Genomic DNA, 16,966 nt, shown 5'->3' on the forward strand with positions numbered 1-16,966 from the left:
GTGGTTGTCGGCGTCGAAGACCGGATAGTCGAGCTTCCTGGACACGTCGTCCCTCCTCAGCGATGAGGGGCCGACTGTATCCAGCTTGTGAACTTCATTCAATAGAGTGAACGAGATTCAGACTCTAGGCCTGGAGGGCCTTCCGGGCCACGTCGAGGAACGTGTCGAGCGGGATGTCGACGTGGGTCTGCGCGAGTACCAGGCCGCCGACGTACTGCGCGAGGTCGCGGGGCTCGCCGGCGCGCACCGTCCCGTCGCGCTGCCCCTCGTCGATCGCGCTCGCGTAGGCCTCGAGGATCATCCGGAAGTTCCCGCGACCGGTCGGCGAGCGCTCGGGCGCGAGCGAGCTGATCGTGAACCGCGCGTGGTCGGGGAACTCGTGCAACGTGCGGACCGCGGTGGACGCCATCGCCAGCAGCTTGTCCATTCCGGAGCCGGGGGCATCGGCGCAGGCCGCGAGCCGTTCGACCAGCGCGGCGGCGTGCCGGTCGAGCACGGCGGCGTAAACGGCGTCCTTGCTCGGGAAGAAGTTGTAGATGCCGCCGACCGAGTAGCCGCTGCCGGCGGCGATCTTCTCCAGGCTCGTGCCCTCGTAGCCGTGTTCGGCGAAGAGCTCCGCGGCGACGCCGAGGATCTCGCGTCGTCGGCTCTCCATCCGCTGCACGCGACGGCGTTCGCGGGGGCTGAGCTCGGTCGGCTCGGCGGGGACTTCGGGAAGTGGATCTGTCGGCACGCTGCACAGTGTGGCATGTGACTCAGAGGCCTGAACCCGACTCGTTTTGGCGAATGGGCTTCAGGTTAGCGGCGGGGTCTTCGGGTGGGCCGGCCGCGCGGTAACTGGTTGAATAGAGGCGTCAACTACTGTTTTGCGGGTATATGTCGCTTATCTGATGTTGTCGGGTGGGTAGGGGCGGATCAACGATGACACTGGATGACACGGCGCGCTCGAACCGCGGCGGTGGGCTGGCGAACCTCCCGGTCGCGATGAAGTTCCTGGCGGCGGTCGGGATCATGGCCGTCTGCCTGATCGCGATGGTGGGGTTCGCCGCCAGCGGGCTGCAGCGGGTCGAGTCGAAGTCCAACCAGATGCGGACCGCGGCCGCGCTGGGTTCCCAGCTCCAGCAGCTGAAGGCGCTCGCGATCAGCGAACGGTTGAACACGCTCAACTACTTCATGTCCAGTGCGACGTTCCGCCAGAAACAGCTGGCCACCCTGCAGACGATCGACGCGACGATGACGACGCTGGGCGAGTCGTACTTCCCCGCGGCCAAGAGCGTCAACAACGCGGCGGCCACCCGGCTGGAGACCGCGTTGGCCGAGTACGACACCCTGCGCGACGACGAGATGCTTCCGGCGGCCAACGCGAACAACTTGAAGGCGTTCTGGGTCGGATGGAACAAGGCGACGGCGCTGAGCACGGAGATCGACGCCGACATCACCACGCTGGGCGAGACACACACGTCCATGTTCACGTCGGCCGTGGACGAGGTGCGCACGACGAAGTCCAGCGTTCTGACGCTGCTGATCGTGGCCGGGGTCGCCGCGCTGCTCCTCGGCGTCGGCGTCGCCTGGTGGATGGCGCGGGCCGTCGTCGGCCGTCTCCGACGGGTCACCACCGTCCTCCAGGCGATCGCTGCCGGCGACCTCACCCGCACCGCCGAGGTGACCGGCCGGGACGAGGTCGGGGTCGCGGCGCGGGCCGTCGACGAGGCGACCGCGTCGATCCGCGAGACGGTGTCCGCCCTGTCGGAGTCGGCCCGCACGCTGGCCGACTCCTCCCGGGACCTGTCAGCCTCGGCCGAGTCGATCGCCGGCACTGCGGACGACACGTCGAGCCAGGCCAGCCTGCTGGCCAGCGCGTCCGAAGACGTGTCACGGAACGTGCAGACCGCCGCGGCGGGCACCGAGGAGATGGGCTCGGCGATCCGGGAGATCTCGCAGTCGGCCAACGACGCCGCCGGCGTCGCCTCGCAGGCGGTGACCGCCGCCTCCACGACGAACGCGACCGTGGCCAAGCTCGGCGAGTCGTCGGCGGAGATCGGCAACGTCGTCAAGGTCATCACGTCGATCGCCGAGCAGACGAACCTGCTGGCGCTCAACGCGACGATCGAGGCGGCCCGCGCCGGGGAAGCGGGCAAGGGCTTCGCGGTCGTCGCCAACGAGGTGAAGGACCTCGCGCAGGAGACCGCGAAGGCGACCGAGGACATCTCCAAGCGGGTGGAAGCCATTCAGGCCGACACCAGCAGCGCGGTCGTCGCGATCGAGCAGATCTCGGAGATCATCGCGAAGATCAACGACTACCAGATGACGATCGCCAGCGCGGTCGAGGAGCAGACCGCGACCACGAACGAGATGAGCCGGTCGATCGCCGAGGCGTCGGCGGGTTCGGCGAGCATCGCGGGCAGCATCGCCGGGGTCGCCGCGGCGGCGCAGACCACGAGCGCCACGGTCACCGAGACCCGGCGCTCGGCCGAACAGCTCGCGAGCATGTCCACGCAGCTGCAGAGCCTGGTGAGCCGCTTCCGGTCGTGATCGGTCAGCGCTGCCGGGAGAGCAGCGCGAGCAGGAGCGCGGCGCGGTCCTGGGCGGAGTCCAGGTCCAGGCCGGTGAGTTCGGCGACCCGCGCGATCCGGTGCCGCAGCGTGTGCCGGTGCACGCCGAGCGCCCGGGACGCGGTCTCCCACGACCCGTTGTGGTTGAGGAAGACGTCCAGGGACCGGATCAGCTCCGGGTGGTCCTGCAGCGGCGCCAGCAGGTCGTCGGCCAGGTGCGTCACCGCGCCGTGGACCGCGTCGTCGGCGAACAGGGCGGGCAGCCGTAGCTCGCCGAACCGGGCGACCCGGCGGCGCGCGGTGCGCGCGGTCGCCGCCGCGTACCCGGCCGCGCGGACGGCCGCGGGCAGGCCGGCGGCGGTGGTGCCGCCGCTGATGCCGAGCGTGAGGTCGGCGGCGCTGACGGCGTCGACGACGGTCTCCTGGTCGGCGGCCCGCACCACGACGACGACGCCGTCCGGCCGGCCAGTGAGCAGGTACGGGCAGCCGGGCTCGGCGTCCAGCAGCTGCGCGACGTGCTGGGCCAGGGCGAGGTGCGACCGGCTTCCCTGCACCAGGATCGCCACCACTCGGTCGGTCGGCGCGAACCCGAGGTGACGCAGTGGCCGGGACGCCGCCTCCGCGGTCAGGCCCCCGTCGAGCAGCGTGCCGAGCACCGCCGCCCGCAGCGCCCGGTGCGCCTCGACGACCTCCCGCGGCCGTTCGAGCTCCAACGCCAGCAGCGACGCCGCGTGGGTGAGCAGCAGCTGGTCGACGTGGTCGAGTTCCTGGCGGGTGGCGGCCGCGAGCCAGCCCCGCCGCGTCCCGCCCGCACCGAGCGACTGGATCACCAGGTGGCCGTCCTCGTCGGAGGCGCTCAACCCCAGCGGGCCCGGCGTGCGGGCGCGGGTGCCCAGCTCGGCGCGGACGCGGGTGAGTAGTGCGGTGCCGTCGCCGGGTGCGGCGGCGAGCACGGTCTGGTGGACGTCGGCCACGACGACCCCGGCGTCCAGCGCCTTGGCCAGGCCGCGGACGATGCCGGTGATCCCGCCGTTCAGCGCCGACCGGGTGATCCGGTGCTGCGCGGACAGCACACGCTGCACGGACGCGGTGCGCTCCCGGGCCAGCGCGTCGGCCACCGCCCGGATGATCGCGAGGAACGGCGTCGGGAGCGGCACCTCCAGCAGCACCAGCCCGCGAGCCTCGCACTGCCCGGCCAGCGCGGCCGGCATCCGGGCGTGGCCCAGCCCGGTCCCGAACCCGATCCCGGTGACCCCGGTGTCGGCCAGCCGGTCGACGTAGTCCCGCTGCGCCTGGGTGGCGCGGGGGAGCCGGAGGCCGGTGGTGAGAACCAGCTCGCCGCCCGCCAGCCAGGGCGTCGGATCGACCAGCTCCACCGCGTGGGCCCAGCGGACGACCGCACCGGGATCGCCGGTGACCAGACGCAGATCGAGCTGCGGAAGGCCCAGTAGGTCGGTGACCGTCACCGGCATGCCACACCCCTGGACGGATCGTCGTTCGGGCGGGGGCGGATCACGCCGTTTCGGTGCGATCGCCCCCCGACCTCGGCGAACGTAGCACGGGCGCACTTCCGAGCCAGAAGCGGCTTTTTGCGGAAAGACTTACTGTAACGTCGGGACCATGACCTTCGGCCTTGAACTCAAGGGCAGGCGCGCGCTGGTCACCGGCGCCGGTCAGGGCGTCGGCCGGGGCATCGTCCACGGGCTGGCCGCGGCCGGGGCGGACGTGATCGTCAACGACCTGCGGATCGAGCGCGCACAGGAGGTCGCCGACGAGATCGGCGGCACCGCGGCCGCGTTCGACGTCACCGACTACGACGCGGTGACCGACGCGATCGCCGCGCTCGACGACGTCGACATCCTGGTGAACAACGCCGGCAACGCCGGCGCGGAAGGATTCGCGGGCCTCGGGCGGTTCGTCGACACCCGGCCGTCGGACTGGGAACCGTTCTTCCGGGTCAACCTGTACGGCGTCCTGCACTGCACGCACGCGGTGCTGCCCGGGATGATCGACCGGGGCTGGGGCCGGGTGATAACGATCAGCTCCGATTCCGGACGCACGGGCGAGGCGAACATGGCCGCCTACGCCGCGTCCAAGGCCGGCGCGGCTGGGCTGACGCGGGCGCTGGCCGTCGAGACCGGCCGGTACGGGATCACGGTCAACACGATCGCGCTCGGCACGATGCGGACCGAAGCCACCGAGGGACTGTGGGCCGATCCGGACAACCCGCACGCCAAGCAACTCCTGCGGCGCTACGCCGTCCGCCGTCCCGGCCTGCCCGAGGACGCCGCAGCGCTGACCGTGTTCCTGGCCAGCGGGCACGCGTCCTGGATCACCGGCCAGACCTATCCCGTCAACGGCGGGATCTCGTTCGCTCAATGAGTCCACCCCGTCAGGAGGGATGTTCGGTATGACAACCGTGCAGAGCGACAGCGGCGTCCTCGCCGGTGACCCGCGGATGCTGATCGACGGTGAGCTCCAGCTCACCGGCAGCGGTGCGATGTTCGACGTGATCCACCCCGCGAGCGAACAGGTCGCCGGTCAGGTCACCGACGGCACGGTCGACGACATGGCGCGCGCCGTCGGCGCCGCACGGCGGGCGTTCGACACCACCGAGTGGTCCCGTGACGTCGAGTTCCGCTACCACTGCCTGACGCAGCTGCACGCCGCGCTCGAGCGCAACAAGGAGCAGTTACGCCGGATCACGGTCACCGAGGTCGGCTGCCCGGTCAGCCTCACCGGCGCCCACATCGAGAGCCCGATCGAGGAAGTCGCCCACTGGGCCGAGCTCGGCCGGAAATTCGAGTACCTGGAGGACACCGGTCTGCACGACGCGATCGGCGGCCAGACCCGGCGGCTGATCCACTGGGACGCGGTGGGCGTCGTCGGCGCGATCACCCCGTGGAACGTGCCGTTCTACCTGAACATCGCCGAGACCACCCCGGCGCTGATGGCCGGCAACACGGTCGTCCTCAAACCCGCACAGCTGACCCCGTGGGCGGGTAGTGAGCTGGGCCGGATCGTCGCCGAGGAGACCGACATCCCGGCCGGTGTCCTCAACGTCGTCACCTCGAACGCCAACGAGGTCGGCGCGGCGCTCTCGGCCGACCCGCGGGTCGACATGATCACGTTCACCGGCTCCACCGCCACCGGCCGCGCGATCCTCGCCGCCGGCGCCGCGACCGTGAAACGCACGCTGCTCGAACTCGGCGGCAAGTCCGCGCACGTGGTGCTCGACGACGCGGACCTGACCGCGGCACTGCCGATGGCCGCGACGCTGGCCTGCGTCATGTCCGGGCAGAGCTGCGTGCTGCCGAGCCGGATCCTGCTGCCGCGGTCCCGGTACGAGGAGGGCCTGGCGATCCTGCAGGCCACGATGGAGGGTTTCCCGGTCGGCGACCCGTGGGACCCGTCGAAGCTCCAGGGCCCGCAGATCAGCGCCGGGCAGCGGGACAAGGTGCTCGGGCTGATCGCGTCCGGGATCGACTCCGGCGCGCGTCTGGTGACCGGCGGTGGTGTCCCGCCGGAGTTCCCCACCGGTTACTACGTACAGCCGACGCTGCTCGCGGACGTCGACCCCGACTCGCAGGTCGCCCAGGAGGAGATCTTCGGGCCGGTGCTGTGCGTCATACCGTACGACACCGAGGACGAGGCGATCGCGATCGCGAACAACTCGATCTACGGTCTGTCCGGCCAGGTCAGCAGCGCCGACGAGGACCGGGCGCTGAAGGTGGCGCTGCGCCTGCGCACCGGTAGCGCCAACATCAACGGCGGCCAGCACTTCGGGCTGACCAGCCCGTTCGGCGGTTCGAAGCAGAGCGGGCTGGGGCGGCGCAACGGCGTCCACGGGTTCCAGGAGTACCTGGAGCTCAAGACGCTGGGCCTGCCGGCGAACTGAGACGCACTGAGATTGCGCCGGGGTGAGCAGCGGGCCAGGGTGGGACCCGTGGCTCACCCCGCGCTCTCGTACGAACCGCTGACCCCTACCGCGTACCTCGACCGCGCCGCCGCGGCGCACGGCGACCGGATCGGCGTCGTCGACGGCCCGCACCGGTGGACCTACGCCCAACTGCACGAACGCTGCACGCGGCTGGCCGGTGCGGTGGCGCCGCTCGCGTGCGGCCGCCCGGTCGCGGTGCTGGCGCCGAACACGCACGTGCTGCTGGAGGCCAACTTCGGCGTGCCGTGGGCCGGTGCGCCGCTGGTCGCGATCAACACCCGGCTGTCGGCGACCGAGGTGCGGTACCTCCTCGAGCACTCGCGGGCGGCGGTGCTGATCCACGACCCGTCGTTCGACGCGCTGGTCGACACGGTGTTCGCGGGCCTGGACACACCGCCGCACCGGATCCGCGCCGGAGCGGAGTACGAGGCGCTGCTCACCGGCGCCCACCCGCACCACCGCACTCCGGAGGACGAGCGCGCGCTCCTCTCGATCAACTACACGTCCGGCACCACCGGCCGCCCCAAAGGCGTTATGTACTCCCACCGCGGCGCCTACCTGCAGTCGGTGGCGATGGCCGGGCACACGCTGCTGACGCCGAGCGCGGTGCACCTGTGGACGCTGCCGATGTTCCACTGCAACGGCTGGTGCTTTCCCTGGGCCGTGACCGCGGCCGCGGCCACGCACGTCTGCCTGCCGAAGCTGGATCCCGCCGAGGTCTGGCGGCTGATCCGCGAGGAGGGCGTGACGCACCTGAACGGCGCGCCGACCGTCCTGACGATGATCGCGTACGCGAGGGAGGCCGCGCCGCTGCCCGCGGGGCACCGGGTGCGGGTGGCCACCGGCGGGGCACCACCGTCGCCGGCGATCCTGCGCCGGATGAGCGAGCTGGGCTTCGAGGTCACCCACCTCTACGGACTCACCGAGACCTACGGCCCGGCGATGATCTGCGACTGGCGTCCGGAGTGGGACACGCTGGACGCGGACGCGCAGGCCCGGATGAAGGCCCGGCAGGGCGTGGGCAACATGATCTCCTGCACCGCCCGGGTGATCGGCGACGACGGCGCCGACGTGCCTGCGGACGGGCGGACGACCGGGCAGATCGCGCTGCGGGGCAACAACGTGATGCTCGGGTACCTCGACGATCCGGAGGCCACGGCCGCCGCGGCGCCGGACGGGTGGTTCCGCACCGGGGACATCGGGGTCGTGCACCCGGACGGGTACGTCGAGCTGCGCGACCGCTCGAAGGACGTGATCATCTCCGGCGGGGAGAACATCGCGTCGGTCGAGGTCGAGCAGGTGATCATGGACCATCCGGCGGTGCTGGAGGTCGCGGTGATCGCGGTGCCGGACGAGCGGTGGGGCGAGGTTCCGGCCGCGTACGTCACGGTGCGGGACGGCGCGTCGGTGACCGCCGACGAGCTGATCGAGCACGTCCGCGGGCGGCTGGCCCGGTTCAAGGCACCCAAGCACGTGACGTTCGGCGACCTGCCCAAGACGTCCACCGGGAAGGTGCAGAAGTACGTCCTGCGCGAGCAGGCCTGGACCGGTCACGACCGGCGGATCCAGTGAGGCGTATAGACCGGTGAACAGAACGCGTTCTACTGTTCGTCCGTGGCCATCGCACTTTCTGACGATCACCGTCAACTAGCCGACGTCGTCCGGTCGTTCGCCGAGGCGCAGAACCTGCGCCTGGCCACCCGGCAGGCGCTCACCGACACGGCGAGCGCGCCGGTCGCGTGGAAGCAGATCGCCGACCTCGGCTGGACCGGACTGGCCATTCCGGACGCATACGGCGGTTCGGACGCCGGCCTGCCGGAGCTGGCCGTGGTCGCCGAGCAGCTCGGCGCGGTGCCCGCGCCGGGGCCGTTCCTGCCCGCGGTGGCCGCTGGTGCGGTGCTGGACGCGCTGGCTCCCGACGACGTGAAGGACGCGGTGCTGCGGCCGCTCGCCGACGGGTCGGGGATCGTCGTCCTGGGCCTGGCCGGTGCGCTGGACTTCTCGGGTGGCGCGCTGTCCGGGGTGGTCGGTCCGGTGCCTGGCGCGGTGTGGGCCGACCACGTCCTGGTGCGGGTCGGCGACGACGACCTGGCGTTGCTGCCGACCGCGGACGTGACGGTCACGCCGGCTCCGGGGCTCGATCCGTCGCTGGGGGCGGCGCGGATCGAGGTGTCCGGGGCCCGTGGGCCGGTGTTCCCCGGGGCGGCGCGGGTCGCGGTGCGCATCGGGCGGGCGCTGGCCGCCGCCGAAGCCGCCGGGGGTGCCCACGCGACGCTCGCGATGGCGCTGGAGTACGCGAAGGTTCGCGAGCAGTTCGGGCGCACGATCGGCAGCTTCCAGGCCGTGAAGCACCACCTGGCCGACATGCTCGTCGCCGCCGAGACCGCGACCGCCGCGGCCTGGGACGCCGCCCGCGCGGCCGCCGGCGATCCGGCGCAGGCCGACCTGGCGTCGGCGGTGGCGGCCGCGATCGCGCTGAGCGCCTACCAGTTCACCGCGCAGAAGAACATCCAGATTCTCGGCGGCATCGGCTTCACCTGGGAGCACGACGCGCACCTCTACCTGCGGCGCGCGGTCACGCTCGCGGCACTGTGGGGCCCGGTCGCCGCGGCCGAGGACGACGTCGCGGCGGCGGCGCTGGCCGGCGTGCGACGCGAGTACGCGGTGGACCTGCCGCCGGAGGCCGAGACGTACCGCTCGGAGGCGCGGACGTTCGTCGCCTCGTACCGGGAAGCGCCGTCGGAGGCCCGCCGCGGGCTGCTCGTCGACTCCGGCTACCTGGTGCCGCACTGGCCGAAGCCGTGGGGCCGGGCCGCGGGTCCGGTCGAGCAGCTGGTGATCGAGCAGGAGTTCGCCGGCGTCCGCGTGCCGCGGCTCGGCATCGGCGGCTGGGTGACGCTGACGATCAGCCAGCACGCGACGCCGGAGCAGGTCGAGCGCTGGATCCCGGCGAGCCTGCGCGGCGACCTCGTGTGGTGCCAGCTGTTCAGCGAGCCCGGCGCCGGGTCGGACGCCGCGGCCGTGCAGACGCGCGGGCTGCGCGTCGACGGCGGGTGGCGGGTCACCGGCCAGAAAGTGTGGACGAGCGGCGCCCAGTACTGCAACCGGGGCCTGGCGACCGTGCGCACCGACCCGGACGTGCCGAAGCACCAGGGGATCACCGCGATGGTGATCGACCTGACCGCGCCCGGCGTGGAAGTGCGCCCGCTGCGGGAGATCACCGGCGAGGCGATGTTCAACGAGGTGTTCTTCGACAACGTCTTCGTCCCCGACGAGGACGTGGTGGGCGCGGTCGACGCGGGCTGGACGGTCGCCCGCGCGACGCTGGGCAACGAGCGGGTGTCGATCGGCGGCGATTCCGGCCTGAGCGCCGGTGCGGCCGCGCTCGTGACCGCGATCGAGAAGTACGGCGTCACCGACGCCGGGCTGGTGCGCGAGGCCGGTCGGCTCGCGGCCGTCGAGCAGACCACCCGGCTGCTCAACCTGCGGATGGTCGTGCGTGCGGTCGCGGGCAGCAGCGAACCGAGCATCGAGGGCGCGCTGACGAAGCTGGTCGGCGCCGAGCTCGCGCAGTCGATCGGCGAACTGGCGCTGCGGCTCGCCGGGCCGGCGGCCGTCGACGGTTCCGACCCCGCGCTCGCGATCGGATACCTCTACTCCCGCGCGATGACGATCGCGGGCGGGACGTCCGAGATCAGCCGCAACGTGATCGCCGAGCGCATCCTCGGACTGCCGCGCGATCCCCTGAACCGCTAGCGGCGGAGTTCAGCGGGCGTCCCGCAGCTGAAAGACGATCGCGCCCGCGACGACCGCGGCACCGGCGTACGCCGCCAGCACGCCGAGCCCGGCCCACGGTCCGATGTGCTCGGCGGCGAGGTTCCGGGTCGACTGGATGACCAGCCCCGCGTCCATCGGCGCGTACCGGTGGATGCGGTGCTGCCAGTACGGGTCGCTGACGAACAGCGCGACGACCGGCGCCCCGTAGAGCAGGGCGAGCGACGCCGTGAGCGCGCCCGCGGTGTCGCGCAGAAGGAGGCCCAGCCCGGCGCCGAGCAGCGTCACCAGACCGAGGTAGAGCACGGTGCCGAGGGCCGCTCGCCGGGTGGCGTCGTCGGCGAGCGACAGCGGCGGGAACCCGTGCGCGGTGGTGAACCCGTTGCCGGGCAGCACGGCCCGCCCGGCGGCCAGCGAACCCGCGACCGCCAGGACACCGGCGGCCGACCCGAGCACCGCGAGGACGCCGAGCTTGCCGAGCACGACCGGGAACCGTCGCGGCACGGTCAGCAGCGTCGGCCGGATCGTGCGCGTGCTGTACTCCGCGGTCGTCGCCAGGACCCCGAGGACCAGCACCCCGAGCTGCCCCAGGCGCACGCCCGCCAGCGACAGCTCCGGGGTGTCGAGCGTGCAGGGCCGGTCGCAGTGCGCGTAGTCCAGCGACGCGGTGATCGCGAGGCCGAGGCCCACCGTGCCCGCGACGGCGAGCAGCAGTAGCCATCCCGTGCTCGGCAGCGTCCGCAGCTTCGTCCACTCGGCGTGCGCCGCGCGCATCACGCGTCCCGCGTCCGCAGCCGCCACCAGGCCAGCCCGAGCGTCAGCGCGGTCCAGGCCGCGACGACGCCGATCCCGGCCCACGGGCCGATCAGGGCCCACGGCTCAGCGAGCGTGATCGTCGGTGGTTTGGCGCGCTGGGTCGCCAGCCCGCCGGCCAGCGTGGTGTACATCAGCCACTTCGGGGAGCTGCCGGGCAGGATCATCCCGACGATCAGCGGCAGCAGCACCAGCGTGATCGTGACCGTGATCGCCGCGGCGGTGTGCCGCAGCAGCATCCCGATCCCGAGCCCGACGAGCGCGACCCCGGCCATGAACGCCGCGGTCAGCACGATCGCCCGCAGCACGGCGGGGTCACTCAGCGACGGTTCGGGGAAGGCGGGCGGCGTGAACCCGTGCGACCGCAGGACCGGTATCGCGAGGAGGAACGACCCGAGCACCCCGATCAGCCCGGCGAGGAACGACGTGACGCCGAGGACCAGCGCCTTCGCGGCCAGGACCCGGCCGCGGCGCGGCGTCGCGGCCAGCGTCACCCGGATCATGGCCCGGCGGTACTCCGCGGTCGCGAACAGCACGCCGATCGCGACGAGCGCCATCACACCGGCGACGACGCCGATCAGCGCGGCCTCGACCATGTCGTCGTCGGGCGGATCCGGGCCGACCTTGCCGGTGCCGGTCACCGCGAACGCGCCGCCTCGCTCGGAGAACTGTCCGCTGGGAGGACCGTCCTTCGCCGCGATCGCCGGCTGGCCGATCTGGTCCCCGCGCCAGGCCGCCCCGTTGTCGAGCCGCACGTTGTCGAACGTGGCCGACGCGACGGTCGTGGTCATGCCCACCGACGAGCTGCCGCCGCCCCGCTCGGTGAAGACCGCAGGCGGCGACGACACGTAGAAGCCGACCTCGACGGTGGACGGCAGGCTCTTCGGCGACGCCGTCCCGACCCTCTCCCACCGGACGCCGTCGGCCGACTCGTACCCGGTCAGCGTGTCCCCGGAGCGAACCAGCCGCAGCCAGCGCGGACCGCTGCTTCCGCTGCCCCGGCGGTCACCGTCGAAGTCCCACTGGAGCCGGACGCCGCGCGACGGGGTCAGCGCCAGCGCGGCGTACGAGGAGCCCGGGCGCGTCCCGTCCTTGACCATCAGGCCCGCGGCCGGCGACGCGAACGGGCTCGGATCGTTCAGCCGGGTCAGCCCGCCCGCGGTCCGGTCGTCCGATGGGAGCCGCAGCGACGCGACCCGGACGGTCAGCGTGGTGTCCCCGGTGACCGGCTGGTGGACGAAGTAGAACGAGTCGGACACCGGGTCGCCGAGCGGTCCGGAGAAGATGTCGGTGGACCGGTTGATGTCGGTCTGGTTGCCGGACGCGGCCAGGTAACTCAGGCCGACGGTGAGCGCGATCGCGCCGACGAGCGTGACCATCCACCGCGTCACCGAGCGGAATTTTGTCCACTCGGCCAGCAGCAGGCCGCCGAACGACTCGCGGGCGTTCACCGGACGCTCTTCTCGGTGCCGGGCGCGTACTCGATCGCCGCGCGGGTCAGGTCCATGTACGCCGCCTCCAGCGACGCGCGGTGCCGCCGCAGTTCGCTGAACGGGATCGCGGCGTCGGACAGCAGCGCCGAGACGCGGTCGCCCGGCAGGCCCTCGACGACGATCGTCTCGGCACCGGCGACCGTGACGGTCGCGCCCGCGTTGGCGAGCACGCGCGTGGCGTCGGCCCGCCGTGCGGTCGTGACCTCGACCCGGCCTTTCGACGCCGTCGCCAGGAGCTCGGCCACGCTGGTGTCGGCCACCACCCGGCCGCGGCCGATCGCGACGAGGTGGTCGGCGATCTCCTCCAGCTCACTCATCAGGTGGCTGGAGACCAGGATCGCGCGACCTTCCGCGGCCAGCGATCGCAGCAGGCCCCGGATCCAGACGATGCCGTCGGGGTCGAGCCCGTTGACCGGCTCGTCGAACAGAAGGATCGGCGGGTCGCCGAGCAGCGCCGCAGCGATCCCCAGCCGCTGCTGCATGCCGAGCGAGTAGCCACCCGCCCGGCGGCGGGCCGCCGGAGCCAGCCCCACCTGGTCGAGCACTTCGGACACTCGCCGCTTGCCGAGCCCGTTGGTGTGCGCCAGCCACAGCAGATGGTCGCGGCCTCGCCGGCCCGGGTGCAGGGCAGCTGCGTCCAGCAGCGCGCCGACGTGTGTGAGCGGCGTCCGTAACGAGCGGTACGGGCGGCCGTTGATCAGGGCCTCGCCCGCGTCGGGCGCGTCGAGCCCGAGGATCAGCCGCATCGTCGTCGACTTGCCGGCACCGTTCGGTCCGACGAAGCCGGTCACCTCGCCGGGCCGGACGGTGAACGTGAGGCCGTCCACCGCGACCGTCGACCGGTACCGCTTCCGCAGCGCGCGCACCTCGATGGTCGGTTCCGTGCCGGGGATCGTGGGTTCCATGCCGGGAGGTTAGGAGCTGCACGGCGCCGGGCGCGTCCCGGCGCAGTGGGGTCTTTCCCGCGCGCGGTTCTCCCTCGTGTGGGGGGCGCGCATCCCCGCCGGGACGGACGACACCGCCCTCCGGGCCGGACACAATGCGGAGGTGAGGCGAGGAGGCCCGGCGGCCCTGGCGGTGGCGCTCGGCGCGGTGGCGGCGACCGAGGCCGTGTGGCGTGCCTTCGATCGGCCGCCGCTGGCGCTCGCCGCGCTCGTCGCGCTGGCCGGGGTGGCGCCGGTCGCGCTGGTGCGGCTCTGGCCCGCCGCGGCCGCCCTGTTGTCGGCCGCGGCGACGCTGTCCGGCCTGCTGGTCTCGTATCCCGTCACGGTCGCCGGGGCCTGCGCGCCGGCCGTGCTCTACGCCGCGGCCGGGTACCGGCGTCCACTCCGGATCGCCGCGCCGCTCGTGCTGCCGTTCGTCGTGTACGCCGCGGTGCCGGTGGCGCTCGACCGGCCCGGCGGACGGCCCGTCGCGCTCGTCCTCCTCGCGATTGCCGCGCTGGCGACCGCGGCGGGAGCGGCGCGGCGGCAGCGCGACGAGCACCGTCGTCACCGCGCCGCGGAAGAGTCGGCCGCCGCCTCGCTGCTGGAGTTCGCCGCCCGCGGTGAGCGCGCCCGCATCGTCCGCGAGCTCCACGACGTGGTCGCGCACCACATCACGATGATCGCGCTGCAGGCGGAGGCCGCCCGCCTCGCCACTCCGGGTCTGCCGCCCGACGGCGCGCGCCGGCTCACCGCGATCGGCGACACCGCACGGACCGCGCTGACCGAGATGCGGCGGCTGCTCGGCGTGCTGCGCGAAGACGTCGACGCGGACTCCGGGTTGGAGCCGCAACCCGGCCTCCACCAGCTCAACACGCTGCTCGACGAGGCACGGGACGCGGGCCTCGGCGGCGGTGTGCGGCTGATCGTCAGCGGCGCGGTGCAGTCGCTCGACCCCGGCGTCGAGCTCGCGGCCTACCGGATCGTCCAGGAGGCGCTGACCAACGCCCGCAGGCACGCCGTCGGCGCCGCGGTCGACGTCGAACTGCGTTATCACGGCGAGGAACTCGTCGTGCGCGTCTACGACAACGGACCCGGGCCGGCGCCGCAGCCCGGCCACGGGCACGGCCTGACCGGCATGCGGGAACGCGCCGCGGTGGTCGGTGGCCAGGTCACGGCCGGTGCCGCGCCGGGCTGTGGCTTCCTCGTCGAGGCGGTGCTGCCGACGAAGGGAGACACCGGGTGACGGCGATCCGCCTTGTTGTGGTCGACGACCAGGAGGTCGTGCGGACGGCGTTCGAGGTCCTGCTCTCCACCCAGCCCGACTTCGCCGTGGTCGGCTCGGCCGCCGACGGGGAGCAGGCCGTGCGGGTCTGCGGCGAACTGCAGCCCGACGTCGTGCTGATGGACATCCGGATGCCGGGCACGGACGGCATCGAGGCGACTCGTCGGGTTCTCGCCGGCCGTCGGCCGCCGCGCGTCCTGATCCTGACGACGTTCGACCTCGACGAGCACGTCTATGACGCTCTGGACGCCGGCGCCAGCGGATTCCTCCTCAAGGAAGCGACCGCGGAGCGGGTGTTCGACGCGGTCCGGGTCGTCGCCGCCGGGGAGGCGCTGCTCGCCCCGACCGTGACGCGGCGGCTGATCGCGGAGTTCGCCCGCGGACGCAAGCGGCGCCGGGAGCTGGATCCGGCGGTCCGCACGCTGACCGCCCGCGAGACCGAGGTACTCCGGCTCATCGCCGAGGGACTGTCGAACCCGGAGATCGCCGCCCGCCTCGTGGTCGGCGAGGAGACCGTCAAGTCGCACGTCAGCCGGGTGCTCGCCAAGCTCGGCCTGCGCGACCGCACCCAGGCCGTGGTCGTGGCGTACGAGTCGGGCCTGGTCATTCCCGGCGCGCGCTGAGCACCCAGCGGAACGTCGTCCGCAGCGGATAGTGGTCGGAGAGCGGCTGACCGTCGTCCCGGACGAACGCGGGATGTTCGTTCGCGTAGTCGACCGCGGCCACGGTCAGCCGCGCGCTCGACCGGTAGAGGACCTTGTCGACGACCTCGCACGCGTCGGTGACGGCCGCCGGGTCGCAGGTCAGGGCCGGTGCGCCGAGCGCGGGCGGCGATCCGCCCCGCTCCAGCTCGACCCAGGCGTCGGTGAGGCCGGCGGTGGCCACCAGCTCGCGGATCGTGTCGCCGGTCCGGGTGTAGCGGGTGTTGGTGTCACCGGCGACGATCACCGCGTTGCCTGCCGAACGCGCGACGATGAACGCGCCGAGCTGGGCGAGGTTCGCGCGGCGGGCGGCCAGGTCGGCGTCGGTGCTCCCGGCGTTCGCGTGCACGTTGTACAGGTCGAGCAGGACGCCGTCGGCCAGCTGGACCCGGAGCAGCGTGAACCCCTTCGGCGTCAGGCAGTCGAAGCCGTTGCACCGCGTCCACTTGACCCGGGTGAGCCCGCTGATCGGATACCGGGAGAGCGTGTTGAGGCCGCTGCCGAACGGCACGCCACCGCTGGTGGGGGTCCGGTGCGGATGGTTGTCGGCCCGGTAGAGCGCCGCGTGGTAGTTGAAGTCCTCTTGCACGTTGACGACGCCGAAAGGCCGGATCCGGGTGCCGATCAGCGGCGTGTTGGTCGCCGGTTCGCTGCTCGACAGTGGCTCGGGTAACCCGGCCACGTTGTAGGTGAGCAGCGAGAACGTGCCGCCGTCCGCGGCGCGGGCCGCTGGGTCGGTGGCGAACGTGGTGAGGAGCAGCGCGACCAGCGTTCCGAGGATCAGGCGGTGCCGGGTCACCCTCATGCGGTTCCTCCTCGACGAATGCCCGCGAGCCGTGTCGAGTGTGGCGTATCGGGCGAGCCGCCGGGGCCGAATCAGCGGGCGGCGGGGTCGGACGGAGCCCGTGCCGATTTAGGTCAGAAAGTGGCCGGAACGAGGCCTAGCCTCGGTAGTACCTTACCGACCACAGAGGAGCCACCGGAATGTCTGTCAAGGCGATCCCCGAGGGGTACACGACCGTCACGCCGTGGATCATTTCCCGCGACACGGCTGGGGTCATCGACTACCTGCGAGAGGCGTTCGGCGCCGAGGAACTCGGCCGGGTGGTCGACGATCGAGGGCTGATCGGGCACGCGGAGGTACGCATCGGCGACGCGGTCGTGATGCTCTTCGACAGCCCCGAGCATTGGCCGGCGACGCCCGCGTTCCTCCGGCTGTACGTCGAGGACGCCCACGCCGTGCACCGCCGGGCCGTCGAGGCGGGAGGCGTCTCGATCTCGAAGGTCACCCATCTGGCGTTCGGTGACCTGGTCGGGCGGGTGCGCGATCCGTTCGGCAACGTGTGGTGGATCCAGACGCGCATCGAGGACGTGACGCCCGAGGAGCTGGAGCGGCGGTGGACCGACCCGGAGTTCACCGCGGCCATGGAGTACATGCAGCGCCCCGAGACCGAGATCTTCCCCCGCAGCTGAGCGTTCGGGCGG

General features: G+C 72.6%; 14 protein-coding genes. 8 read left to right on the forward strand and 6 right to left on the reverse strand.

Features of this window, described 5'->3' with window-relative positions:
• Positions 1–124: 124 nt before the first annotated feature.
• Complete coding sequence (locus tag BUB75_RS27015; RefSeq protein ID WP_143175429.1) at positions 125–733, reverse strand: TetR/AcrR family transcriptional regulator; 609 nt, start codon at positions 731–733, stop codon at positions 125–127.
• 188 nt (positions 734–921) lie between these two features.
• Here BUB75_RS27015 and BUB75_RS27020 point away from each other — a divergent pair, with 188 nt between their 5' ends.
• Entirely contained in the window at positions 922–2,532 is a 1,611-nt protein-coding gene (locus tag BUB75_RS27020; RefSeq protein WP_073260656.1) for a methyl-accepting chemotaxis protein, read from the forward strand.
• Positions 2,533–2,536: 4 nt separating this feature from the next.
• Here the strand turns inward: BUB75_RS27020 and BUB75_RS27025 are convergent, their stop codons facing one another.
• Positions 2,537–4,024: a PucR family transcriptional regulator gene (locus BUB75_RS27025; protein ID WP_073260657.1), complete on the reverse strand. Its 1,488-nt coding sequence runs from the start codon at positions 4,022–4,024 to the stop codon at positions 2,537–2,539.
• Positions 4,025–4,172: 148 nt separating this feature from the next.
• Between BUB75_RS27025 and BUB75_RS27030 the strand changes: the two genes are divergently transcribed.
• The 4 genes from BUB75_RS27030 to BUB75_RS27045 are packed head-to-tail and all read left to right on the forward strand — an operon-like array spanning position 4,173 to position 10,248.
• Positions 4,173–4,934 carry an SDR family NAD(P)-dependent oxidoreductase gene (locus BUB75_RS27030; protein ID WP_073260658.1) on the forward strand — a complete coding sequence of 254 codons (762 nt, stop codon included), beginning with the start codon at positions 4,173–4,175 and terminating at the stop codon, positions 4,932–4,934.
• Between the two features lie 28 nt (positions 4,935–4,962).
• Complete coding sequence (locus tag BUB75_RS27035) at positions 4,963–6,450, forward strand: aldehyde dehydrogenase family protein (protein WP_073260948.1); 1,488 nt, start codon at positions 4,963–4,965, stop codon at positions 6,448–6,450.
• 48 nt (positions 6,451–6,498) lie between these two features.
• Entirely contained in the window at positions 6,499–8,064 is a 1,566-nt protein-coding gene (locus tag BUB75_RS27040) for an AMP-binding protein (RefSeq protein WP_073260659.1), read from the forward strand.
• 42 nt (positions 8,065–8,106) lie between these two features.
• Positions 8,107–10,248 (forward strand): acyl-CoA dehydrogenase family protein, encoded by a 2,142-nt coding sequence (locus BUB75_RS27045; protein ID WP_073260660.1) that lies wholly within the window; start codon positions 8,107–8,109, stop codon positions 10,246–10,248.
• Between the two features lie 9 nt (positions 10,249–10,257).
• On the opposite strand, the gene BUB75_RS27050 is transcribed toward BUB75_RS27045, so the two are convergent.
• The 3 genes from BUB75_RS27050 to BUB75_RS27060 are packed head-to-tail and all read right to left on the reverse strand — an operon-like array spanning position 10,258 to position 13,477.
• Positions 10,258–11,040 carry an ABC transporter permease gene (locus BUB75_RS27050; protein WP_143175448.1) on the reverse strand — a complete coding sequence of 261 codons (783 nt, stop codon included), beginning with the start codon at positions 11,038–11,040 and terminating at the stop codon, positions 10,258–10,260.
• Positions 11,040–12,530, reverse strand: coding sequence for an ABC transporter permease subunit (locus BUB75_RS27055; RefSeq protein WP_073260661.1), 1,491 nt, complete (start codon positions 12,528–12,530; stop codon positions 11,040–11,042). Before BUB75_RS27055 ends, BUB75_RS27050 begins: the two co-directional genes overlap by 1 nt.
• Entirely contained in the window at positions 12,527–13,477 is a 951-nt protein-coding gene (locus BUB75_RS27060) for an ABC transporter ATP-binding protein (RefSeq protein ID WP_073260662.1), read from the reverse strand. The genes BUB75_RS27055 and BUB75_RS27060 overlap by 4 nt, the downstream gene beginning before the upstream one ends.
• Before the next feature lie 142 nt (positions 13,478–13,619).
• Here BUB75_RS27060 and BUB75_RS27065 point away from each other — a divergent pair, with 142 nt between their 5' ends.
• Both BUB75_RS27065 and BUB75_RS27070 read left to right on the forward strand, forming a co-directional pair.
• On the forward strand, positions 13,620–14,741 hold the full coding sequence (locus tag BUB75_RS27065; protein ID WP_073260952.1) for a sensor histidine kinase: 1,122 nt from the start codon (positions 13,620–13,622) through the stop codon (positions 14,739–14,741).
• Positions 14,738–15,403: a response regulator gene (locus tag BUB75_RS27070; protein WP_084741792.1), complete on the forward strand. Its 666-nt coding sequence runs from the start codon at positions 14,738–14,740 to the stop codon at positions 15,401–15,403. The genes BUB75_RS27065 and BUB75_RS27070 overlap by 4 nt, the downstream gene beginning before the upstream one ends.
• Here the strand turns inward: BUB75_RS27070 and BUB75_RS27075 are convergent.
• Positions 15,384–16,286 (reverse strand): exonuclease/endonuclease/phosphatase family protein, encoded by a 903-nt coding sequence (locus BUB75_RS27075; RefSeq protein WP_143175430.1) that lies wholly within the window; start codon positions 16,284–16,286, stop codon positions 15,384–15,386. The genes BUB75_RS27070 and BUB75_RS27075 overlap by 20 nt on opposite strands.
• Before the next feature lie 179 nt (positions 16,287–16,465).
• Here BUB75_RS27075 and BUB75_RS27080 point away from each other — a divergent pair, with 179 nt between their 5' ends.
• Positions 16,466–16,954: a VOC family protein gene (locus BUB75_RS27080; protein WP_073260665.1), complete on the forward strand. Its 489-nt coding sequence runs from the start codon at positions 16,466–16,468 to the stop codon at positions 16,952–16,954.
• Positions 16,955–16,966: the final 12 nt, after the last annotated feature.

This window comes from Cryptosporangium aurantiacum (genome assembly GCF_900143005.1).
Classification (GTDB): Bacteria; Actinomycetota; Actinomycetes; order Mycobacteriales; family Cryptosporangiaceae; genus Cryptosporangium; species Cryptosporangium aurantiacum.